The following is an 18,192-nucleotide window of genomic DNA, read 5'->3' as shown; positions in this document are numbered from 1 at the left end:
TGGCAATGGGCGTCAGAGTGTACTTGTGAACCTTCGCCATTCCTTCCTTGCCGTGCTGGTCGCCATTCTCTGGGGCATCAACTTCGTCGCCATCGACCTTGGCCTGCACACGAACGGCAGGGACGTCCCCCCACTGCTCTTCGTGGCCATGCGTTTCCTGCTGGTCGTCTTTCCTTTCATCTTCTTCATCCGGAAACCGGACGTCGGCTGGAAACCGATCGTCGGCGTCGGGCTGTTCATGAGTGCCGGGCAGTTCGGTCTCCTGTACCTCGGCATGGCGTTGGGGATGCCGGCAGGCCTGGCGTCCTTGGTGCTGCAGGCGCAGGTGCTGTTCACGGTGCTGCTCGCGGCGCGCTTCCTCGGTGAGAAGCCCAGCCGGAGGCAAATGGCCGGTGTTGCGCTTGGGATCGCCGGCCTGGCCGTCGTGGCGCTGGGCCGCAGTGCTGTGGCACCCGTGCTGCCGCTCATGATTGTGCTCGCGGCCGCGCTGTCCTGGGCCGTGGGAAACGTGGTGGCGCGCCATTCCAAAGCGGCCTCGGGCCTGGGGCTGGTGGTGTGGTCAGGCGCTGTGGTGCCGCTGCCGCTGGCCGGGTTGTCGCTGCTGGCGGACGGGCCCGGAGTCGTGTGGAGCACGCTCACCGACCTCCAACCGGCCACCGTCCTGAGCGCGATCTATACGGCGGTGTTTGCTTCATTGGTCGGTTACGGCATCTGGAACCGGCTGTTGTCGCTGTACCCGAGTTCCGACGTCGTGCCTTTCACGCTGTTGGTCCCGGTGGTGGGCATGACGGCCGCATGGCTTGTCCTGAACGAAATCCCGACCCCCGCCGAAATCACCGGTGGCTTCATCCTGCTGCTCGGCGTCGCGACGGCGGTGCTGGGTGTCTCACGAAAACGCCCGGACGCGCCCGTTGTGGGGCCCGCTCTGCGCGTCTAAACCTGGCGCAAGCGCGCAGAGCGGGCCTCGCAACGCAGGGGCGTTAGCGTTTGGGGGCTGCCTTGCGTTGGGCGGGAGCGTTCGACGCCGGCCGCTTGGCTGCGGTGGCTGGCGTGCGGGAGGGTGCGGGGCGCTTCGCGGCAGGCGGCTTTCCAGTGGCGGCAGGACGTTGAGCCGTGGCAACCGGGCGCCTGGCCTGCGCGGGGCGGGAAGCGGGCGTGCGCGGCGCCGGCCGCTTCTTTGCCGCAGGGGCGGGCCGTTTCGCGGGAGCAGCTGCCCTGGAACCGAACGACGGCACCACGGCTCCGAGGAACAACACGGCGAGTGTTCCCACCCCAGCAAGGGCCGCCAGGTAGAAGTAGATGTCGGAGTCCTTGGTGCTTACCGCACTGCCCAAAGCGTTGGCATCCTGGGTGAACGCGATGCCCCACATCCGCAGGAAGGCGATGCTGCAACCGATGAACAGGCTGGTTCCGATGGCGCCGAGAAAAATCACCAGGTACCGCCGCCGGTTGAAGACCTGGACCAGGGAAGCCAGGTAGCAGAGCAGCACGCTTCCCAGGAACAGGTACAACACCAATTCCTCAAGCACCACGGCAGCCATCACCAGCAGTCCCAAGGACACGAAGGCCGCCACTACCGCAAGCTTCCCGCTGTTCCCCATGTGACGCATGAGGTTAATCATCGCCGACCAAGCGGCCACGCCACGCCGTCGTACATTGCAGTTGCATACCGTTGCGGGGCCCGCTGAGCAGGCTATGAGCACGCCATACCCCGCAGACTGGGCCTCACAACGTGCTTGAAGTTACTTGATGACGTACCCGTGCATGATGGTCATCACCGCGGCCACGCTTTGCTCACGGGTCCGCTCCGGGTTGTACGTTTGCCGGTCCAGGCCCACTACGAAGATGGCCCCGAAGATGGCTGCTTCCAGGCTGCCCCGGACGATGTTCTGGTCAACCTTGTAGCCGGCGGCGACGCGTTCCACCGCGGAACCGATCACGGCCAACAGCTCTGCGCGGAGTTCCGTGAAAACAGCGCTCCACTCGCCGGGCGTCCGCCAGTTTTCGCTGACCCAGAGCCGGGCGAAGGACGGGTAGTCGTCCATGAATTCCATGGCCTGGGCCACCATGTTCTTCATGGATTCCAGCGGATCACTGCTTTGCCCCTGCACGTCCTGGAGCCTGACCAGCATGATGTCCACGCCGTGCCGCAGAAGCTGCGCGATCAGGTCCGACTTGCTGCCGAAGTTGTAGTACACCGTGCCCTTGGACACTCCTGCGGCTGCCGCGATTTCGTCCACGGTCACTCCCGCAGCGCCACGTTCGCCGATCAGTTCCATGGAGGCCTCGAACAGGCGCTGCTTGGTGGCGTTGGTACGCCCCGGGCGCAGCTTCTTCTCCGCAGTGCCGGAAGGGGCCGGCTCGTTGGTGCTCATACTGCGATCTCCGGCTTCAGGGTCTTCAAGGTCCACATCTTGTGCTTGCGGACGGCCAGCGTTGACAGCGCCGCTCCGAGCAAAGTGTATCCAAGCAGGCCGAGCACGGTAGGCCAGATCATGCTGAGCTCACCGCCGTAGATCAGGTGTCGCATGCCCGTGACGACGTAGCCCATGGGCAGTACTTCGTGCACGACGTGCAGTGGCATGGGGGTGGTCTGCCAGGGGAAGGTGCCGCCGGAGGACACCAGCTGCAAGACCAGCAGGATCAGCACCACGAACTTGCCGGGCGTACCCATGAGCGCCACAATGCCTTGGATGATCGCGCTGAACGCCATCACCGCGGCCAGCATGAACAGCCACATCCCGATCGGGTGGGCCGGATTCAAGCCCAGTCCGAGGTCCACCACCAGCGTGAGGATGGTGGCCTGCAGCACCGAGACCACGAAGAACGGCAGCCAGCCTCCGACGGCGATTTTCCAGGCGGGGGCATTCGACGCCAGGGCCCGCTGGGTGATGGGCCGCATGGCCTGCACCAGCATGAACACGCCGATCCAAAGGGCCAAGGTCAGGAAGAAGGGCGCCAGGCCCGCGCCGTAGGAACCGGCCTTCGCCTGGGACACGTTGTTCACTGCAACGGGATCCGCGATGACCTTGGAGACGCTGCTCTTCTGTTCATCGTTCGGGTTGGGGATCTCTCCGGCACCCTTGGCGAGCTCCGTGGCCAAGGTGTGTGAACCGTCGGAAGCGGTCACTGCACCGCTGGCAAGTTGCCCCGCACCGTCGTCGAGTTGGCGGGCGCCGTCGTCGAGCTTCACTGCGCCGTCCAAAGCGGTCTGCTGGCCGGCGGCCAGGGTTGCTGAGCCGGAATTCAACTGCCCGGCACCGGCGGCGGCCTGCGAGATGGCGTCGGTCAGGGTTGGCGTGGCACCGGCAAGCTTCTGGGCGCCTGCGCTCACAGCTGCCGAACCGTCCGAGAGCTGCTGGATCTTGGCCGCGTCACCGGAGATTTTCGCCTTGGCGTCGGTCACCGGGCTGGATGCTGCTGCGGCATCGAAATCAGCCAGGACCTTGTCGGCCTGCTCCTGTGTCAGCACACCCGCCGTCACGAGCCGCGCGTTGGACTCCACCACGCGGTTGCGCAGGCCCTTGTCAGCGGCGTCCAACTGCCCGACGACCTCCTGTACCTTGGCGTTCAGTTCCGCGTTTCCTGCTGCCACCTGGGCTGCGCCGTCCGCGAGTTTCTGCGAATCAGCAGGCAAGGTAGCGGTCTTGTTCTTCAATTCCGTGAGGCCGGAGCTCAGCTGGCTGGCGCCGGTCTTCAGCTGCACGGCGCCGTCCCGCAGCTGGGTTTGCCCGGACACGAGTTGGTCCGCGCCGGTGACCAGCTGGCCGGTGCCCATGTGGAGGGTGGCGGCGCCGTCGCTGAGCTTCCCGACGCCCGTGGCCAGCTCCGATGCACCGTCGGCTGCCTTCACGATCGACGCGTGGATGGTACCGAAGCCGGTGAGGAGCTGGTTGGCTGTTTCTTCGCCCACTTCCTTGGCCACTGTCGAGTGCACGGCCGTGGTGAGCTTGTCCACGATGGTGCTCAGGAGGTAGTTGTTGGCGTCGTTGGTGGTGACGTGGAGCATGGCCTGGTTGGCGGCGTCGAAGCTGCCGGGCGAGACCAGGTTCGACGAGAAGTCCTTGGGAATGCGCAACGCGAAGGCGTACTCACCCGTCCGGACGCCGGCGTCAGCTTCTTCCGCGCTGGAGACCTGCTTCCAGTTGAACACGTGGCCTTCTTCCAGGCTGTCGGCCACCTTCTTGCCGGCCTGCAGCTGGGTGCCATCCTTCGATGTGGCTCCGGTGTCCTCGACCACCAAGGCGGCGTCGATCTGGTTCAGGTTGCCGTACGGATCCCAGTTCGCGTACAGGTACACGGCGCCGTACAGCAACGGAACCATGGTCAGGGCGAGGATGGTCAGCTTGGGCAGGAGCCCGCCGGTCATGCGCTTGAGTTCGGAGCGGGCTAGCCGCAGAACAGTCACTTTGCAGTCCTTTGGAGGTTTTCGGATTCAGGTTCTTCAGTCACGTCCGGCGTTGCGTCTGCGGCGTGTTTGGCTTTGGGCTCGACGACGGCGGGTTCGACGACGGCGGGTTCGACGACGGCGGGTTCGACGACGGCGGCCGCTTCGGCCGGCGCCGGTGCCTGTGTCGGCTCCGCTTCCGGTTCAGGGGGATGGGTGACGGAGTTGCCGATTACGGCCGCGGCGCCCTTCCAGTAGTCCGGGAGGGCACTGACGACGGCGACGACGGCAAGCGGCCGCCCGGCGTCGGACGCCAATGCCTGAAGCCGGGGCAGCCAGGTTTCGGGATCCGCGCTGTGGCGATCGGGGGAGTCGATGACCAGGAGGTCGGTGGCGGGGTCTGCCAGGGCGAGGGCGGTCAGCAGCTCAAGGCGTCGGCCGGCGGGAAGCTGTTCGATCCAGAGGCCCGCGATGTCCTCAAAGCTGTTGACCTTCAGCCACGGCTTGCTCAGCAGTGCGCCACGGTAGCGGCGGGGAATGAGGGACAGGTCTTCAGTGACGAGGTCCCGGACGCTGAGATGCTGTTCCGGTTCGTTGACTCCGGGGGAGTCCACCAGGGCGCTGGCAAGCCTGATCTTCTTGGTCTTGGTGGTGTTGTCCCAGCTGAGGACGCCGTTGCTGGGCTTCATGCGGCCGCTCAGGGCCAAAGCCAGGGCAGTCCGCTGGTCCTGGCCTTCCCCTGCAACCAGGAGGAGTTCGCCGCGGTGGACCTGAAGCGACGTTGCCGGGAGGAGATCGTCCCGGCGGCCGTTGATCTGGAGTTGCTGTACGGACAGCACAATGAAGCCTTTCGCAGAACTGTTGTCTGCTGAAAGTCTAACTGAACTGACTGGTCAGTTCAAATAGAAATCAAAGGCCGTACTTCTCCAGGAGCCGGAGCCATACCTCGCTGATGGTCGGATAGGACGGAACTGCATGCCAGAGCCGGTCAAGCGGAACCTCGCCGACGATTGCGATCGTTGCTGAATGGAGGAGCTCTGAGACACCGGGGCCTGCAAACGTTGCGCCCAGGATGACCTTCCGGTCTTCGTCCACCACAATTTGGGCCCACCCCTTGTAGTCCGGGGAGTACAGCTGTGAGCCACTGACGTTGATGGGAAGTTCAACACCCGTGACGTTCTTGCCCTGCAGGAGCGCCTGCTCGAGGCCCTGCCCCACGGACGCCACCTCAGGGTCGGTGAAAACGACGCTGGGCACGGCATGATTATTGGCGGTATGCGCCCAGGCGCTCCACGGCTGCGGGCTGCCTTTCAGCTCGCCCTTGGCCCTGGCCACAATCGCATCACCCGTTGCCCTGGCTTCGTACTTGCCCTGGTGCGTCAGGAGTACCTTTCCGGCGGCGTCCCCGGCCACGTAAAGCCACGGGCTGCGGAAGTCATCGCTGGATGGACCTTCGACGAGCCCGCTGGCATCCGTCGTGAGCCGGAGTGGCTTGCTGTTTTGAGCTTCGAGGCCAACGCTTTCCAAGCCCAGATCGGCCAACGCGGGATGCCGTCCGGAGGCGACCAGCAGTTGGTCGGCAACGAGGGTCGTGCCGTCGAGTGCCACGGTGACGGAACCGTCGTCGTTCTTCTCCACCTTGTGGACATCGGTATGAAGGTGCACGGCGACGCCATCGGCCCGAAGCCCGGCCAGAACCAGGTCCGCGGCTTCCTCTGCGTAGCTGCTCAGCAGCCGACCCCGAGCCACCAGCGTGACGCTGGAACCCAGGCGGGCAAACGCCTGGGCCAGTTCGACGCCAGCCACGCCCCCGCCGAGCACCGCAAACCGGTTCGGAACTTCCTTGGCTGCCGTAGCCTCCCTCGTGGTCCAGAAAGGTATGTCCGCCAGGCCTTCTATCTCCGGGACGGTGGGCTTTGAGCCGGTGGCGACCACTACGGCGTGCCGGGCTTTGAGGACGTAGCCGTTGCCGTCGAGCCCCTCCGCATGAACCTCGCGGGGACCCGTTATCCGGCCGCGTCCGCGGATCAGGTCAATGCCGGCGCTGTCCAGCCATTCAACCTGGCTGCCATCCTGCCAGTTGTTGGTGAACCAGTCCCTGTGCTTCAGCGCCGCGTCTGCGTCAATGGTGCCGGTGATGGCCTCTGCGGCACCCGGAATGCCTTGGGCGGCATGGAGGACGCTGCCCGGACGAAGGAGGGCTTTGGATGGGATGCAGGCCCAATACGAGCACTCGCCACCAACCAATTCGCTTTCAACGATCACTGCCGACAGGCCACCCCGAACCACGCGGTCCGCCACGTTTTCCCCAACGGCGCCCGCGCCGATCACTATTACGTCGTATTCACGGGAGCTCTCGGCAGTCATGGGGACAGCCTACAACCGCTCCCTCAGCGTTGTGAGGCCTGCTTTGCGGGGTTTGGGTGGGTTTTGGGGTGCAGGGTGGGCCTCGCAAGTTGTGCCCGTTCGTTGTGAGGCCTGCTTTGCGGGGTTTGGGTGGGTTTTGGGGTGCAGGGTGGGCCTCGCAAGTTGTGCCCGTTCGTTGTGAGGCCTGCTTTGCGGGGTTGGGGTGGGTTTTGGGGTGCAGAGTGGGCCTCGCAAGTTGTGCCCGTTCGTTGTGAGGCCTGCTTTGCGGGGTTGGGGTGGGTTTTGGGGTGCAGAGCGGGCCTCGCAAGTTGTGCCCGTGCGTTGTGGGGCCTGCTTTGCGGGGTTTGGGTGGGTTTTGGGGTGCGGAGTGGGCCTCACAAGTTTCGGAGCATCCAAATAGTGGGATGTCTATCTCAAAATATGGAAAGCCTGTCTAGGCTGCTGTGCATGGAAGAAGAACTGAAGCCGTTTGTCGACTGGAGCTGGTGCGCGGATAATCTGGGGAAATTCGTTCTTGTAGATTCCCGCTGGTATCTCGACGGCTCCTCCGGAAAAGACGCCTACGACGCCGGACACATCCCGGATGCCGTGTTCGTCGACCTGGACAACTGCTTGTCTGGACCAGCGTCGCCGGAAGCGGGGCGGAACCCGTTGCCCGATCCCGAGGTCTTTGCCCAAGGGATGCGGGAAGCCGGCATCAGCGATGCTGACACAGTGGTTGTCTATGACGACGCCGGGGGAGTCATTGCGGCCAGGCTGGTCTGGATGCTCCGGTCGACAGGACACCGCGCCGCGATCCTGGACGGAGGTATCGGCAACTATCCTGGGGATCTCTCCACGGAAACGCCGCTACGCCGGACCGGGAGCTTCGCTGCCAAAGCCTGGCCCGCAGACCTCCTGGCGGACATTTCGGAGGCCTCCTCCGACGCCTTCCTCACCATGGATGCAAGGAATCGCGACCGATTCGAAGGCCGCCAAGACCCTATCGATCCCCGCCCCGGACACATACCTGGTGCTGTGAACGTCCCCTGCCGGGAGAACCTCAATGCCTCGGGAAACCTGCTCCCGGAGCCGCACATCCGTGCGAACTTCGAACGTGCCGGCGTTGCGTCCGCGGACCGCACCATCTCCTACTGCGGATCCGGAGTTACTGCGTGCCACAACCTGCTGATGATGGAGCACCTGGGAATGGGTACCGGCAAGCTGTTCGTCGGCGGATGGTCCCAATATGGCCATGCACTGGACAGGCCCGTGGAGACGAAAATCTGGCCTGACTGCAGCTTGTGAGGCCTACTCTGCGGACTTGCAGGGGGTCTTGCGGTGCAGAGTAGGCGGCCTGTTTCCTCCGCGTGACGGCTGAGAGCCACCGTCGATGGTGAAACTGTAACTTCGTCGGATGCCCCGGCGGACAAGAAGCCCCAGGCGTGGTCCTCGGTGGGGCCACTTTCAGAAGGGTCGAAGCCCGGCCCGCGAATGTTGGTAAGGCGGTTAGCCACATCATCATGGCCGATGGCTTCAGACCCGTAAACAAAGAAATCGTAGGACAGCGGCTCAGCTTGGCTTCCCGCGCGTTGGAGAGCGGCAAATTTGCTGGATCATCGCTTACCTGACCGGGGGCAGCCCGCGCCAGAGCTGGGTTTAAAGCACGGCGAGGTTCCGATGATCCAGCAGAAATGCACCCTCGAAGGGCCTAAGCGTGCATCGCACCCTTGAACCAGCCCGTGATGCTGGCCGGGTGCGTGATGGCGGTGCCCACAACCACGGCGAAGGCTCCCGCGTCCAAGGCTTGGCGGGCTTGGACGGGAGTGTGGATGCGGCCTTCGGCGATCAAGGGCCTTCCCAGCTCCGCAGCAGCGATCTGCTCCAGCAAATCCAGGTCCGGCCCATCGGTCTTCGGGCGCTCGCCCGTATAGCCGGCCAGGGTGGTGCCGATCAGATCTGCGCCCGCTTCAACGGCTGAGCAGGCATCCTCAAACGAACCACAGTCAGCCATGACCAACGCGTGGGAATCCCTGTGAACCCCGGCAATGGTCGCTGCGAGTGAAAACCCATCCGGGCGAGCCCGCCGCGTCCCGTCAACGGCCACAACGTGCGCACCCGCGTTCGCTACCGCAAGGGCATGCCGAAGGGTGGGAGTGATGAAGACACCCTCGTGCCCGTCTTTCCAGAGCCCAATGACAGGGACCTCGACGGCGGCACGCGTGAACTGCACGTCGGCCAACCCTTGGACACGGATCGCCGCGGCGCCACCGATCACGGCAGACGCCGCTACCTGGCCCGTGGTCCGGGGATCGCGCATGGGCTCGTCGGGGTACGCCTGACAGGAGACGATGAGCTGGGAGCGGAGGGCTTCGAGGCCTTCTGGGGTGAGGATCAAGTTGTCTTCCTTACTTAAGGACGAGTTTCGCTGCGCCCACAATGGCAGCGCTGTTGCCGAGGGCCGCCCTGACCACCGGCACGGAAGCCAGGGGCAAGAGCAGTTCCTGACGCAAGGCAAACTCCATGGGCTTCCACCAGAGGTCTCCGGCATCAACCAAGCCGCCGGAAATCACCACGGTTTCGGGGTCAAGAATGTTGATGAGTCCGCCCACGGCTTGCCCTGCGGCGGCTGCGCCGACGTCTATGGCACACAGGGCAGCCGCGGGGTTGTCCGCAGAACCCGTGTCAGCACCGCCGTCGAGCGCTTCCGCAGCAGAGGCCAGCGCAAAAACGCCCCGCGTATCCAAAGCCTCCCGGGCGGAACCGCCAAAGCGCAGATACGCCTCATACAGGGCGGGCCCGGAAGCGATGGCCTCCACGTGTCCGGATCCGCCGCACACACACGGCAGTGGAACACCGTCGGAATAGGCATGAGGAGAAGCAAAATGCCCCACATGCCCGCCCACAAAGCGGTGCCCCAGAACGGGAGCGCCGTCCAAGACGAAACTCCCCCCAACGCCGGTTCCGAACGCCACCATGAGCGAACTAGAGGAACCCTTGGCAGCACCGAGCCAAGCCTCACCGAGGGCGTGGGCGTGAACGTCGTTGACGGCGCGCACAGCCGAAGCAGGAAGCGAAAGACGGGCAGAAAGCCCGGGAACAAGCTCCGTCCCGGCCCAACCGAGGATGGCGTCGGTCGCAGCCACAACGGACCCGGTAGCAGCGTCAATAACCCCAGCGGAGCCGATGCCGACGCCGGAAACCGAAATTCCGGCGTCGGCAGCGCGCCCAACCAAGCCCGCGATCAGCGCTGCGGTGGCGTCGAGGATCGCTTCGCCACCGTCCCGGTTCAATGTCGGAATGGTCTCTGACATCAGCACTTCGCCGGAAGGTGCAACAACCCCGGCGGCGGTTTTGGTGCCGCCGAGGTCAACGCCGATCACGTGGGTCATGGGAGCTAGACCAGCCCGTTCCGCTCCAGAATCGAACGGATCGCAGCCGTCTCGGATTCATTCAAGGACAGCATCGGCGAGCTCATGGTGTTGGACTCGATGACGCCCATCACCTGCAGCGCGGTCTTGAAGGCGCCCAGGCCCGCAGCGCCTCCGGAGACGCGCCCGTTGGGGGTGTAGACGATCTCGAAGACGTCGGCCAAGCGGTCCTGCTCGCGGGCAGCGCCGGCCCAGTCGCCAGCCTGGGCGGCGTCGAACAGGCGGCGGTAGCCGGCCGGGTCAACGTTGCCGAGGCCCGGAACAACGCCCTGCGCGCCGCCCAGGAGGGCGCCGTCCACTACAACTTCGTGACCGGTGAAGATGTCGAAGTTGGGGATGTCCTTGGCTGCGAGGAGCAGTTGGCGGAAGGAAACGTCGTCACCCGAGGAATCCTTGACGCCGGCAATGACGCCGTCGCGGCCCAGCCGGACCAGGAGATCAGTGGGCAGCTTGAAGTGCGTGCGGACCGGGACGTCGTAAGCGAAGATCGGCTTTTCGATGGCGGCATGGATGCTGCGGAAGTGGGTTTCCGTCTCCGCGGCGTTGCCAATGGCGTAGTACATGGACGTGACTACGATCGCGTCGGCGCCGAGGTCGACCACCTTGCGGGCTTCCTCGATCACGCGGTTGGTGGTCTGTTCGTTGGCGCCCACGATCAGCGGGACCGCACCGGCGTTGGCGTCGGCGATGGTGGAGACCACCAGCTCACGCTCGTCGTTGGTCATGTAGGGGACTTCGCCGGAGGAGCCCAGGACGAAAAGGCCGGACACACCGCCGTTGATCAGGTGCTTGGTGACGTTCTTCAGCGACGCGGTGTCGATGCTGCCGTCGGCGTGGCGGGGGGTGATGACCGGGGGAATGACGCCCTGGAACTGAGTGGACACAGAATTCTCCGTTGTTTGTAGCGTGTGAAGGGAAAAACTAGATGTGGAGCAGGCTCGGCGCGGCGCCCAGCAGCTTCTTGGTGTAGTCGTTGCTGGGGTTGTCGAAGACCTGCGAGGCGGAGCCTTGCTCGACGATCTTGCCGAAGTACATGACGCAGATACGGTCAGAGACGTACCGGACAGTCTGGATATCGTGCGAAATGAACACCATGCCGAGGTTCAGCTGGGTCTTCAGGTCGGACAACAGGTTCAGGACCTGTGCGCGGACGGAAACGTCCAGCGCCGACGTCGGCTCGTCCGCCACGATGATGTCCGGGTCCAGAGCCAGTGCGCGGGCGATCGCCACACGCTGGCGCTGGCCGCCGGAAACCTGCGACGGCGTCACTTCGGCCGCGGATTGCGGCAAGCCAACCAGCGCCAACAGTTCCTTGACCTTGGCAGCGCGGGAAGCAGCGTTGCCGATCCCATGGATCTGCAGCGGATCCGTCAGGATGTCCTGGATGGTCATGCGGGGGTTCAATGCCGTCGCCGGATCCTGGAAGACCACAGAGACGGAGCGGCCGAACTGCTTGCGCATGGCCGCGTTCCGCTTGATGGCCGGCTTTCCGTGGAACAAGACCTTGCCCGACGTCGGCGGCTGCAGTCCCACGAGGACTGAAGCGAGCGTGGACTTGCCGCAGCCGGACTCGCCCACGATGCCGACGGTTTCGCCGCGGCTGATGGTGAAGTCCACGCCGTCCACGGCCTTGACGATGTTCGGCCGGAACAGGCCACCCGTCCGTGCGTGGTGATGGACCTTGACGTCCTTGAGCTCGATGACCGGCTTACCGGTGGATTCGCTCATTTCGCGTCCTCCTTCAAGTGGCTCGCCCAGTAGTGGTCGGCATCGTCACCGTTCGACGAGGAAACCGTGGTGAGTACCAGCTTTTGGTGGGGATCGGCGTCGGGCCTTAGTGAGCGGGCCGCGAAGCGGTCGCCCGTGGCGAAGTCCCGCGGGGACGGGACGGTGCCGGGGATCTGGTGCAGGCGGACGGCGTCGGCCTCAATGGAAAGCACCGCACCCAGCAAGCCGCGGGTGTACTCGTGCTTGGGGTTCTGCAGGAGCTCGGAAGCCTGGGCCGATTCCACTACCTGGCCGGCGTACATGACCGTGATGCGGTGGGCCAAAGACGCCACCAAGGCGAGGTCGTGGCTAACGAACACCATGGCGAAGCCGAGCTGTTCGCGGAGTTCGTTGAGCAGGTCCACAACCTGCTTCTGGACTGTGACATCCAAAGCGGTGGTGGGCTCGTCGGCGACCACGATCTTCGGCGAGCGGGACAGGGCCATGGCGATCAGCACACGCTGGCGTTGGCCGCCGGAGAGCTCGTGCGGGTAGCTGGCAAGTGTCCGGACGGGGTCCAGTTTCACCATTTCCAGCAGCTCGGTGGGGGTCTTGCGGCCACCGCGCTTGGTGAGCTGCTCCAGCTGGTCCTTGATCTTCATGGACGGGTTCAGGGAGCTCAGCGCATCCTGGTAGACCATGGCGATCTGCTCACCACGGAGGCCCTCGTAGGCTTTGGGGTTGCTGTGCTGCGTCCTGGCGTCCAGGAGTTCCTTGCCGTCAAACATGATGGAACCGGTGACCTGTGCGGCTTTGGGGAGCAGCCCCATGACGGCCAGCGAGGTGATGGACTTGCCGCAACCGGATTCGCCCACCAGGCCCATCGTTTCGCCTTCGCGGACGGTGAAGGACACATTGTCCACGATCGCGATGTCGCCGAAGCGGGCCGGGAATCGGATGGACAGGTTCTTTACCTCGAGGACGTTGCGTGCGTCGGCTGAAACCTGCGGGAGGCGGTCGGTGCGCTTCGCTTCGATGGCTGCCAGGAGTTCCAGCTCCCGGTCCAGCAGGAGGTGCGGGTTCGCGGCGGCCAGCTTCACGTCGGTGAGGACGGCTGAGGTTCCCGCCTGTGAAGCGACCCCGTCAGCGGAAGCCGCACGGACGCCGTCGAGCTCGTGTTCCTCAATAACGGAGGGCTGGGCAACTGAGGTTGCCACCTCAGTGTCAACGGCCACCGCTGCTACTGACGAAGCACTGCCGTCGTCGTCCTTCACTACCGGCGCGCGGCGGAGTTTCGGATTCACCATGGCGTCGGTAAGGCCCTCGGCCAGGATGTTCAGGGACAGCACGGTCAGCAGGATGGTCAGGCCGGCGAAGGTGGTGGCCCACCAACCGCCGGACAGGACCAGGTTGCGACCGTAGGAAATCACGTTGCCCCAGGAGGGGGCAGGGTCCTGCACACCGGCGCCCAGGAAGGACAGGGACGCTTCGAGGATGATGGCGTCGGCCACCATGACCGTGGCGAACACCAGCACAGGGGCCGCGGTGTTGCGGACGATGTGCTTGACCAGGATGTAGAAGCGGCCGGCACCGATCACGCGCTCGGCACGGACGTAGTCTTCGCCGTACTGGGCCAGCACGTTGGCACGGACCACGCGGGCCAGTTGCGGGGTGTAGATAATGGCGATCGCGATGATGATGGTCGGGACCGAATTGCCGAAAGCTGCCAGCAGCACGGCGGCCAGAGCGATGCCCGGGAATGCCATGAGGATGTCCATGAGCCGCATGATGATTTCGTTCACGGACTTGCTGGAGGTCGCTGCGAAGGAGCCCAGGAGCGCACCGGCCAGGATCGCCAGGCCAACCGCGCCGAGGCCGATCATCAGCGACGACTGCGCGCCGAACAGGAGGCGGGAGAAGATGTCACGGCCCAGGCGGTCAGTGCCGAAGAAGTGTTCGGCACCCGGCGGCGTGGCCGGAATGAACGTTTCCAGTGGATCGTGCGGTGCGATGACCGGCGCGAAAATGGCGGCCAGGACAATCACCATGAGGAAGAGCAGGGCGATACGGGAGCCCCAGGGCAGGGCTTTGAAACGAATGCCCGGGGCACTTAGCCGTTCTGCGAGCTTGCTGCGCATGAGCTATACCGTCCTGATTCGGGGGTTGATGAGCAGGTAGAGAAGGTCCACCACGATGTTCACCAGAACGAAGGTGACCGAGATGGTGAGCACCACGCCCTGGACCAGGTTGACGTCCAGGTTGGTGATGCCGTTGAGGATCAGCTGGCCCATGCCGGGCAGGGCGAAGATCATTTCAATCACGACGGCGCCGCCCAGCAGGTAGCCGACGCGGAGGCCCAGCACGGTCACCGGGGTGACGAGCGCGTTGCGGAGGACGTTCTTGGAGACGACCTCGCGGTACGGGACACCGTTGCCGATGGCGGTGCGGACGTAGTCGCGGTCCAGTTCTTCAACCATCGAGGTGCGGACCACCCGGATCAGCGAGGCTGAAACGGGGATGCCGAGGGCCAAAGCCGGGAGGGCCATCGAGTTGAGCCAACCGCCAAAGCCGGATTCCGGCGTCGCAATACCGCCTGAGGGGAACATCGGGTTCTCACCCAGGGCGAACCACTGGATGAGCAGGATGCCCAGCCAGAACGACGGCGTGGCGATCGCGGCGATGGAGAAGACACGAACCAGCTGGTCCTGCCACTTGTCCCGGTAGAGCGCGCCGAGGATGCCGAAGGCCAGGGACAGCACGATGGCGATGAGGACGCCCAGGAAAGTGAGCTGGAGCGTCAGGGGGAATGCCGAGCCGATCATGGAAGCCACGGATTTGGCCGGCGGGGTGGTGGTACCGAGGTCGAACTGCAGGAGCTTGCCGAGGAATCGGAAGTACTGCAGGACCAGTGGATCGTTGAGGCCATTGTCTTGGCGGTACTGCTGCTTCGCTTCTTCGCTGGCGCCGTCACCGAGGGCTGAGCTTGCCTGGTCTCCGGGAGCGGCCTGCAGGACGAGGAAGACGAGCAACGTAATGCCCAGGATCATCAATGGCAATGCTGCAAGCCTGCGGCCAAGCAGACGCAATATCGTGACCAATTTGTTCTCCGGTTGGTTGGTGGTGCTGGTTGCGGGGCCCGCTCTGCGGGCTATTTGGGGGATTCAAGCCGCAGAGCGGGCCCCACAACGCGAGGGGTGCTTAGGCCGTGCGTCCGACGTCGATGAAGGACAGGCCGGTGGTGGGCAGCGGCTGGAAGCCGTTGAGCTTCTTCTCGTCCCAGGCGCTGGGGAGCTGGCGGTGGAAGACCGGGTACAGGGGAACTTCATCGGAGACCATGTCCACGATTTCGCCCACGATCTTCTTGGCGTCGTCACCGGATGCCTGGGAGCCCTTGTCCATGAGGTCCTGCAGCTTGGTGCGCTCAGGGGTGGTCCAGAAGGCGCGCTTGTCCATCCAGGTTGCGCCTGAGTAGAACCAGCTCAGGAGGAGGTCCGCGTCGTTGCCAAAGACTGATGGATCGCCAGGTGCTGCGACCACGGAGTAGTCGCCCTTGCCCACCCGGTCGCTGTACAAAGCGCCGGACTGGAGGCTCTTGACCGTGACCTTGACACCGGGGATCTTGTTCCACGATTCGAGGATCAGCGGGGCCACATCCTTGACCCAGGCGGTGTCCGTGGTGAGCAGCTCGAATTCGAGGTTGGTGACGCCGGCCTGCTTCAGCAGGTCCGCGGCCTTGGAGGTATCAAAGCCGTAGACGTTCTTGGCCTTGACGTAATCCGGGTGGCCTTCCTGGAAGTAGGACGTGGCTGCCTTGGCGTTGCCGAACAGTGCCTTCTTGATGATGGCTTCCTTGTCCAGGCCGTAATGCAGGGCCTGGCGGACCAGCTTGTTGTCGAACGGTGCCTTGGCGCAGTTGAACATGAGGAACAGAAGACCGAAGGACTGTACGGATTCGACCTTTACCTTTGACTTCAAGCCGTCAACATCAAGGTAGGGGACGTCCTCGATGGCCTGGACGCGGCCGGACTGGACTGCGGTGACGCGGGCTGCGGCGTCGGAAAGGAGCAGCCAGGTCATGCCCTTGGCCAGTGCAGGTTTGGGGCCGTTGTAGTCGGCAAATGCCTCGAAGACGATCTTGTCGTCCTTGACGGCGGAGACCAGCTTGTAGGGGCCGGAGCCCACCGGCTTCGCGTCGAAAGCCTTCAAATCCGTGGCAGGTGCCTTGGGGACGATCTTCACTACGGAGATGCGCGGTCCGAAGCCGGGGAAGGCGTACTTAAGGGTGAATTCCACCGTCTTCGCGTCCAGCGGCTTGACGTCCTGGATGAAGGGGATGAACTGGGAGAACAGGGACTTGTTGGCCGGGTCCATGACGCGGGTGAACGAGAAGGCAACGTCTTCCGTGGTGACCGGGGAACCGTCGTGGAACTTCGCGCCTTCGCGGATGGTCACCTGGTAGGTGGTGTCGTTGACCTTCTTCGGGTCCGCTGCCGCCAGGGCGTTGTAGGGCTGGCGGGTTGCCGGGTGGAGTTCGATGAGGCCTTCGAAGATGTGCAGGTTTGCTGCCATCGGCGTTGCGCCCGAGGAGCTCAGGGGATCGAAGCCTGTGGAGAGTGCGTAGGAGATGCCCGCCTCGATGATGAGGTCCTTGTTCACTGCAGCGGTGTTCGTTGTGTTGCCTGTGGTGGTGCTGGCAGCGCCGCCGCACGCAGAAAGGGTTGCCGTGAAGGCGGCTGCTGCACCAACTGCGCCGCTCAGCTTCAGGAAGTTCCGGCGGCTGGCATCGTTGACCAGCGGCAGGCTTTGGATCGTCTTGCTCATAGGGTGCCTCACCATTCGAGTTTCGTGGGTTATCGGATGTAGGACGTCCGATGCTCGTATGGAAACTGTAAGGGCCGTCACAGCGGAACGTCAAGTGAGATTCAGTGGCCTGGGCGCAATCCGCACGCCCTGCGGTTACCCGGCTACGGCCGGTCCGTGGCGGAGATCTCAGGGATATCCGGGGAAATCACCCACCATGTCTATCAAGGAGGTGGGACATCCGATATTGTATGTTGCGAGCTACTCATCCTGTGGTGAGCGCTAAGCTCGCCTCAATATTAACACCGCACCACCCCAAACCCTTGGGGGCCGGTGCACGGCAAGGAGAAAGCCATGACAACTTCCGGTGTGGTTCCGCAGGCGCGGTTCAGCGCACAGGCCCGGCTGCGTGCATTGCAGTCGGACATTATGGAATTGATCCTTGAGCGCGAGCTCGAAGCCGGCGATCCCTTGCCCACGGAAAGCGAACTGTCAGTGGCTCTCGGCGTAGGGCGCAACACCCTCCGCGAGTCACTGAAGGTGCTTCAGGCGTTGGGCGTCATCGAAATCCGTCACGGGTTCGGTATGTTCGTCGCGCCGAGCAACTTCGATGCGCTCGCCGATGGGCTGACCTTCCGCGGCAGGCTTTCGCTGCGTCACCAGGGCCTCGAGGCGCTGCAGTTGGTGGACGTGCGCCAGGCCCTTGAGTCGGGGCTGATCGGTTCCTCCATGGACGTGATGACTAAAGAGCAGCTGGCGTCCATCGAAGAATCGGTCAAGCAGATGGAGGAACTGGCAGCGGCCGGCGAGAACTTCGTGGCCGCCGACGCCGAATTCCACCGCCGTCTTTTCGAACCCCTCAACAACGAGCTCCTCATCAACCTCATGGGCGTCTTCTGGAAGGTCTACCGCAAGATCCACGTGGAGATTGGCCCCGGAAACGAGGACCTGGTCAAGACAGCAGCGATGCACCGCGACATCTACGCCGCAGTTGCTGCTGGAGACAAGGTGGCGGCCGCTGAGCTGCTCAACCGGCATTTCGATGGCATTCGTCGCCGCATCAGCGAGGCCGTCGGCGAGTAACGCGCTGCACGCAAGGGCCGCCGTCGTACTTTCAACAGAAGTACGACGGCGGCCCTTGCGTTTTCTGCGTGCCGGTCACCTGCCGCCGCGCGCCGGCCCAACTGAGTCGCACTTCAGGCCGTTCTGAGGCTCACAACGGCCTGAAGTGCTACTTAGTTTGGGACGGCCGGACAAACAAAAGACCCGCACCGGTGATCCGGTGCGGGTCTTGATTTGTGCGCCCAAAGGGATTCGAACCCCTGACCTTCTGTTCCGTAGACAGACGCTCTATCCAGCTGAGCTATGGGCGCATTTCGTGTGGTTTCCGGCGGTCTGTTTCTCTGACCCCCTCGAACCTCAATAAACTTTACAGAAGTTCATGGGAAGTTCCAAATCGAAAAGCTGTAATCTGCGCAACTAGACCGGTCTACGTGACCTTAGTCACTTAAATTCCTTCCT

General features: G+C 63.9%; 15 protein-coding genes and 1 tRNA gene. 3 read left to right on the top strand and 13 right to left on the bottom strand.

From position 1 onward, the window contains the following. Window positions 1-25 precede the first annotated feature (25 nt). Window positions 26-937: an EamA family transporter gene (locus tag IEY62_RS14780; protein WP_189019147.1), complete on the top strand. Its 912-nt coding sequence runs from the start codon at window positions 26-28 to the stop codon at window positions 935-937. Between the two features lie 43 nt (window positions 938-980). On the opposite strand, the gene IEY62_RS14775 is transcribed toward IEY62_RS14780, so the two are convergent. From IEY62_RS14775 to IEY62_RS14755, 5 genes are all read right to left on the bottom strand, one after another. Beyond that, on the bottom strand, window positions 981-1,601 hold the full coding sequence (locus IEY62_RS14775) for a hypothetical protein (RefSeq protein WP_229785335.1): 621 nt from the start codon (window positions 1,599-1,601) through the stop codon (window positions 981-983). 141 nt (window positions 1,602-1,742) lie between these two features. Continuing rightward, window positions 1,743-2,375 carry a TetR/AcrR family transcriptional regulator gene (locus tag IEY62_RS14770; protein ID WP_189019143.1) on the bottom strand — a complete coding sequence of 211 codons (633 nt, stop codon included), beginning with the start codon at window positions 2,373-2,375 and terminating at the stop codon, window positions 1,743-1,745. Beyond that, on the bottom strand, window positions 2,372-4,408 hold the full coding sequence (locus IEY62_RS14765) for a YhgE/Pip family protein (protein WP_189019141.1): 2,037 nt from the start codon (window positions 4,406-4,408) through the stop codon (window positions 2,372-2,374). The genes IEY62_RS14770 and IEY62_RS14765 overlap by 4 nt, the downstream gene beginning before the upstream one ends. Further along, window positions 4,405-5,226, bottom strand: coding sequence for a P-loop NTPase family protein (locus tag IEY62_RS14760; protein WP_189019139.1), 822 nt, complete (start codon window positions 5,224-5,226; stop codon window positions 4,405-4,407). Before IEY62_RS14760 ends, IEY62_RS14765 begins: the two co-directional genes overlap by 4 nt. Before the next feature lie 70 nt (window positions 5,227-5,296). Then, window positions 5,297-6,754 (bottom strand): dihydrolipoyl dehydrogenase family protein, encoded by a 1,458-nt coding sequence (locus IEY62_RS14755; protein WP_189019136.1) that lies wholly within the window; start codon window positions 6,752-6,754, stop codon window positions 5,297-5,299. 447 nt (window positions 6,755-7,201) lie between these two features. Between IEY62_RS14755 and IEY62_RS14750 the strand changes: the two genes are divergently transcribed. Further along, entirely contained in the window at window positions 7,202-8,041 is an 840-nt protein-coding gene (locus IEY62_RS14750) for a sulfurtransferase (RefSeq protein WP_189019135.1), read from the top strand. A 403-nt stretch (window positions 8,042-8,444) separates the two neighbouring features. On the opposite strand, the gene IEY62_RS14745 is transcribed toward IEY62_RS14750, so the two are convergent. The 7 genes from IEY62_RS14745 to IEY62_RS14715 form a co-directional block, all read right to left on the bottom strand. Then, complete coding sequence (locus IEY62_RS14745; protein ID WP_189019133.1) at window positions 8,445-9,131, bottom strand: N-acetylmannosamine-6-phosphate 2-epimerase; 687 nt, start codon at window positions 9,129-9,131, stop codon at window positions 8,445-8,447. 10 nt (window positions 9,132-9,141) lie between these two features. Continuing rightward, the gene (locus IEY62_RS14740) at window positions 9,142-10,125 is read right to left on the bottom strand and encodes an ROK family protein (protein ID WP_189019131.1); all 984 of its coding nucleotides are present in this window, start codon (window positions 10,123-10,125) and stop codon (window positions 9,142-9,144) included. 5 nt (window positions 10,126-10,130) lie between these two features. Further along, window positions 10,131-11,048 carry a dihydrodipicolinate synthase family protein gene (locus IEY62_RS14735; protein WP_189019129.1) on the bottom strand — a complete coding sequence of 306 codons (918 nt, stop codon included), beginning with the start codon at window positions 11,046-11,048 and terminating at the stop codon, window positions 10,131-10,133. A 37-nt stretch (window positions 11,049-11,085) separates the two neighbouring features. Then, window positions 11,086-11,892, bottom strand: a complete 807-nt coding sequence (locus tag IEY62_RS14730) for an ATP-binding cassette domain-containing protein (protein WP_189019128.1) — start codon at window positions 11,890-11,892, stop codon at window positions 11,086-11,088. Beyond that, window positions 11,889-14,009, bottom strand: coding sequence for a dipeptide/oligopeptide/nickel ABC transporter permease/ATP-binding protein (locus IEY62_RS14725; RefSeq protein WP_189019127.1), 2,121 nt, complete (start codon window positions 14,007-14,009; stop codon window positions 11,889-11,891). The genes IEY62_RS14730 and IEY62_RS14725 overlap by 4 nt, the downstream gene beginning before the upstream one ends. A gap of 3 nt (window positions 14,010-14,012) precedes the next feature. Then, complete coding sequence (locus tag IEY62_RS14720; protein ID WP_035733684.1) at window positions 14,013-14,969, bottom strand: ABC transporter permease; 957 nt, start codon at window positions 14,967-14,969, stop codon at window positions 14,013-14,015. 100 nt (window positions 14,970-15,069) lie between these two features. Further along, the gene (locus tag IEY62_RS14715) at window positions 15,070-16,692 is read right to left on the bottom strand and encodes an ABC transporter substrate-binding protein (RefSeq protein WP_407671500.1); all 1,623 of its coding nucleotides are present in this window, start codon (window positions 16,690-16,692) and stop codon (window positions 15,070-15,072) included. Window positions 16,693-17,025: 333 nt separating this feature from the next. Here IEY62_RS14715 and IEY62_RS14710 point away from each other — a divergent pair, with 333 nt between their 5' ends. Continuing rightward, window positions 17,026-17,754, top strand: coding sequence for a FadR/GntR family transcriptional regulator (locus tag IEY62_RS14710; RefSeq protein WP_189019125.1), 729 nt, complete (start codon window positions 17,026-17,028; stop codon window positions 17,752-17,754). A 216-nt stretch (window positions 17,755-17,970) separates the two neighbouring features. Here IEY62_RS14710 and IEY62_RS14705 read toward each other — a convergent pair. Further along, window positions 17,971-18,044: transfer RNA gene (locus tag IEY62_RS14705), tRNA-Arg, on the bottom strand. Window positions 18,045-18,192: the final 148 nt, after the last annotated feature.

The sequence above is a fragment of the Paenarthrobacter histidinolovorans genome, from assembly GCF_014647595.1.
In the GTDB taxonomy this organism is placed as follows: domain Bacteria; phylum Actinomycetota; class Actinomycetes; order Actinomycetales; family Micrococcaceae; genus Arthrobacter; species Arthrobacter histidinolovorans.
The sequence above is the reverse complement of the archived record's forward strand: the minus strand, read 5'-3'. Positions and strand labels throughout refer to the sequence as shown.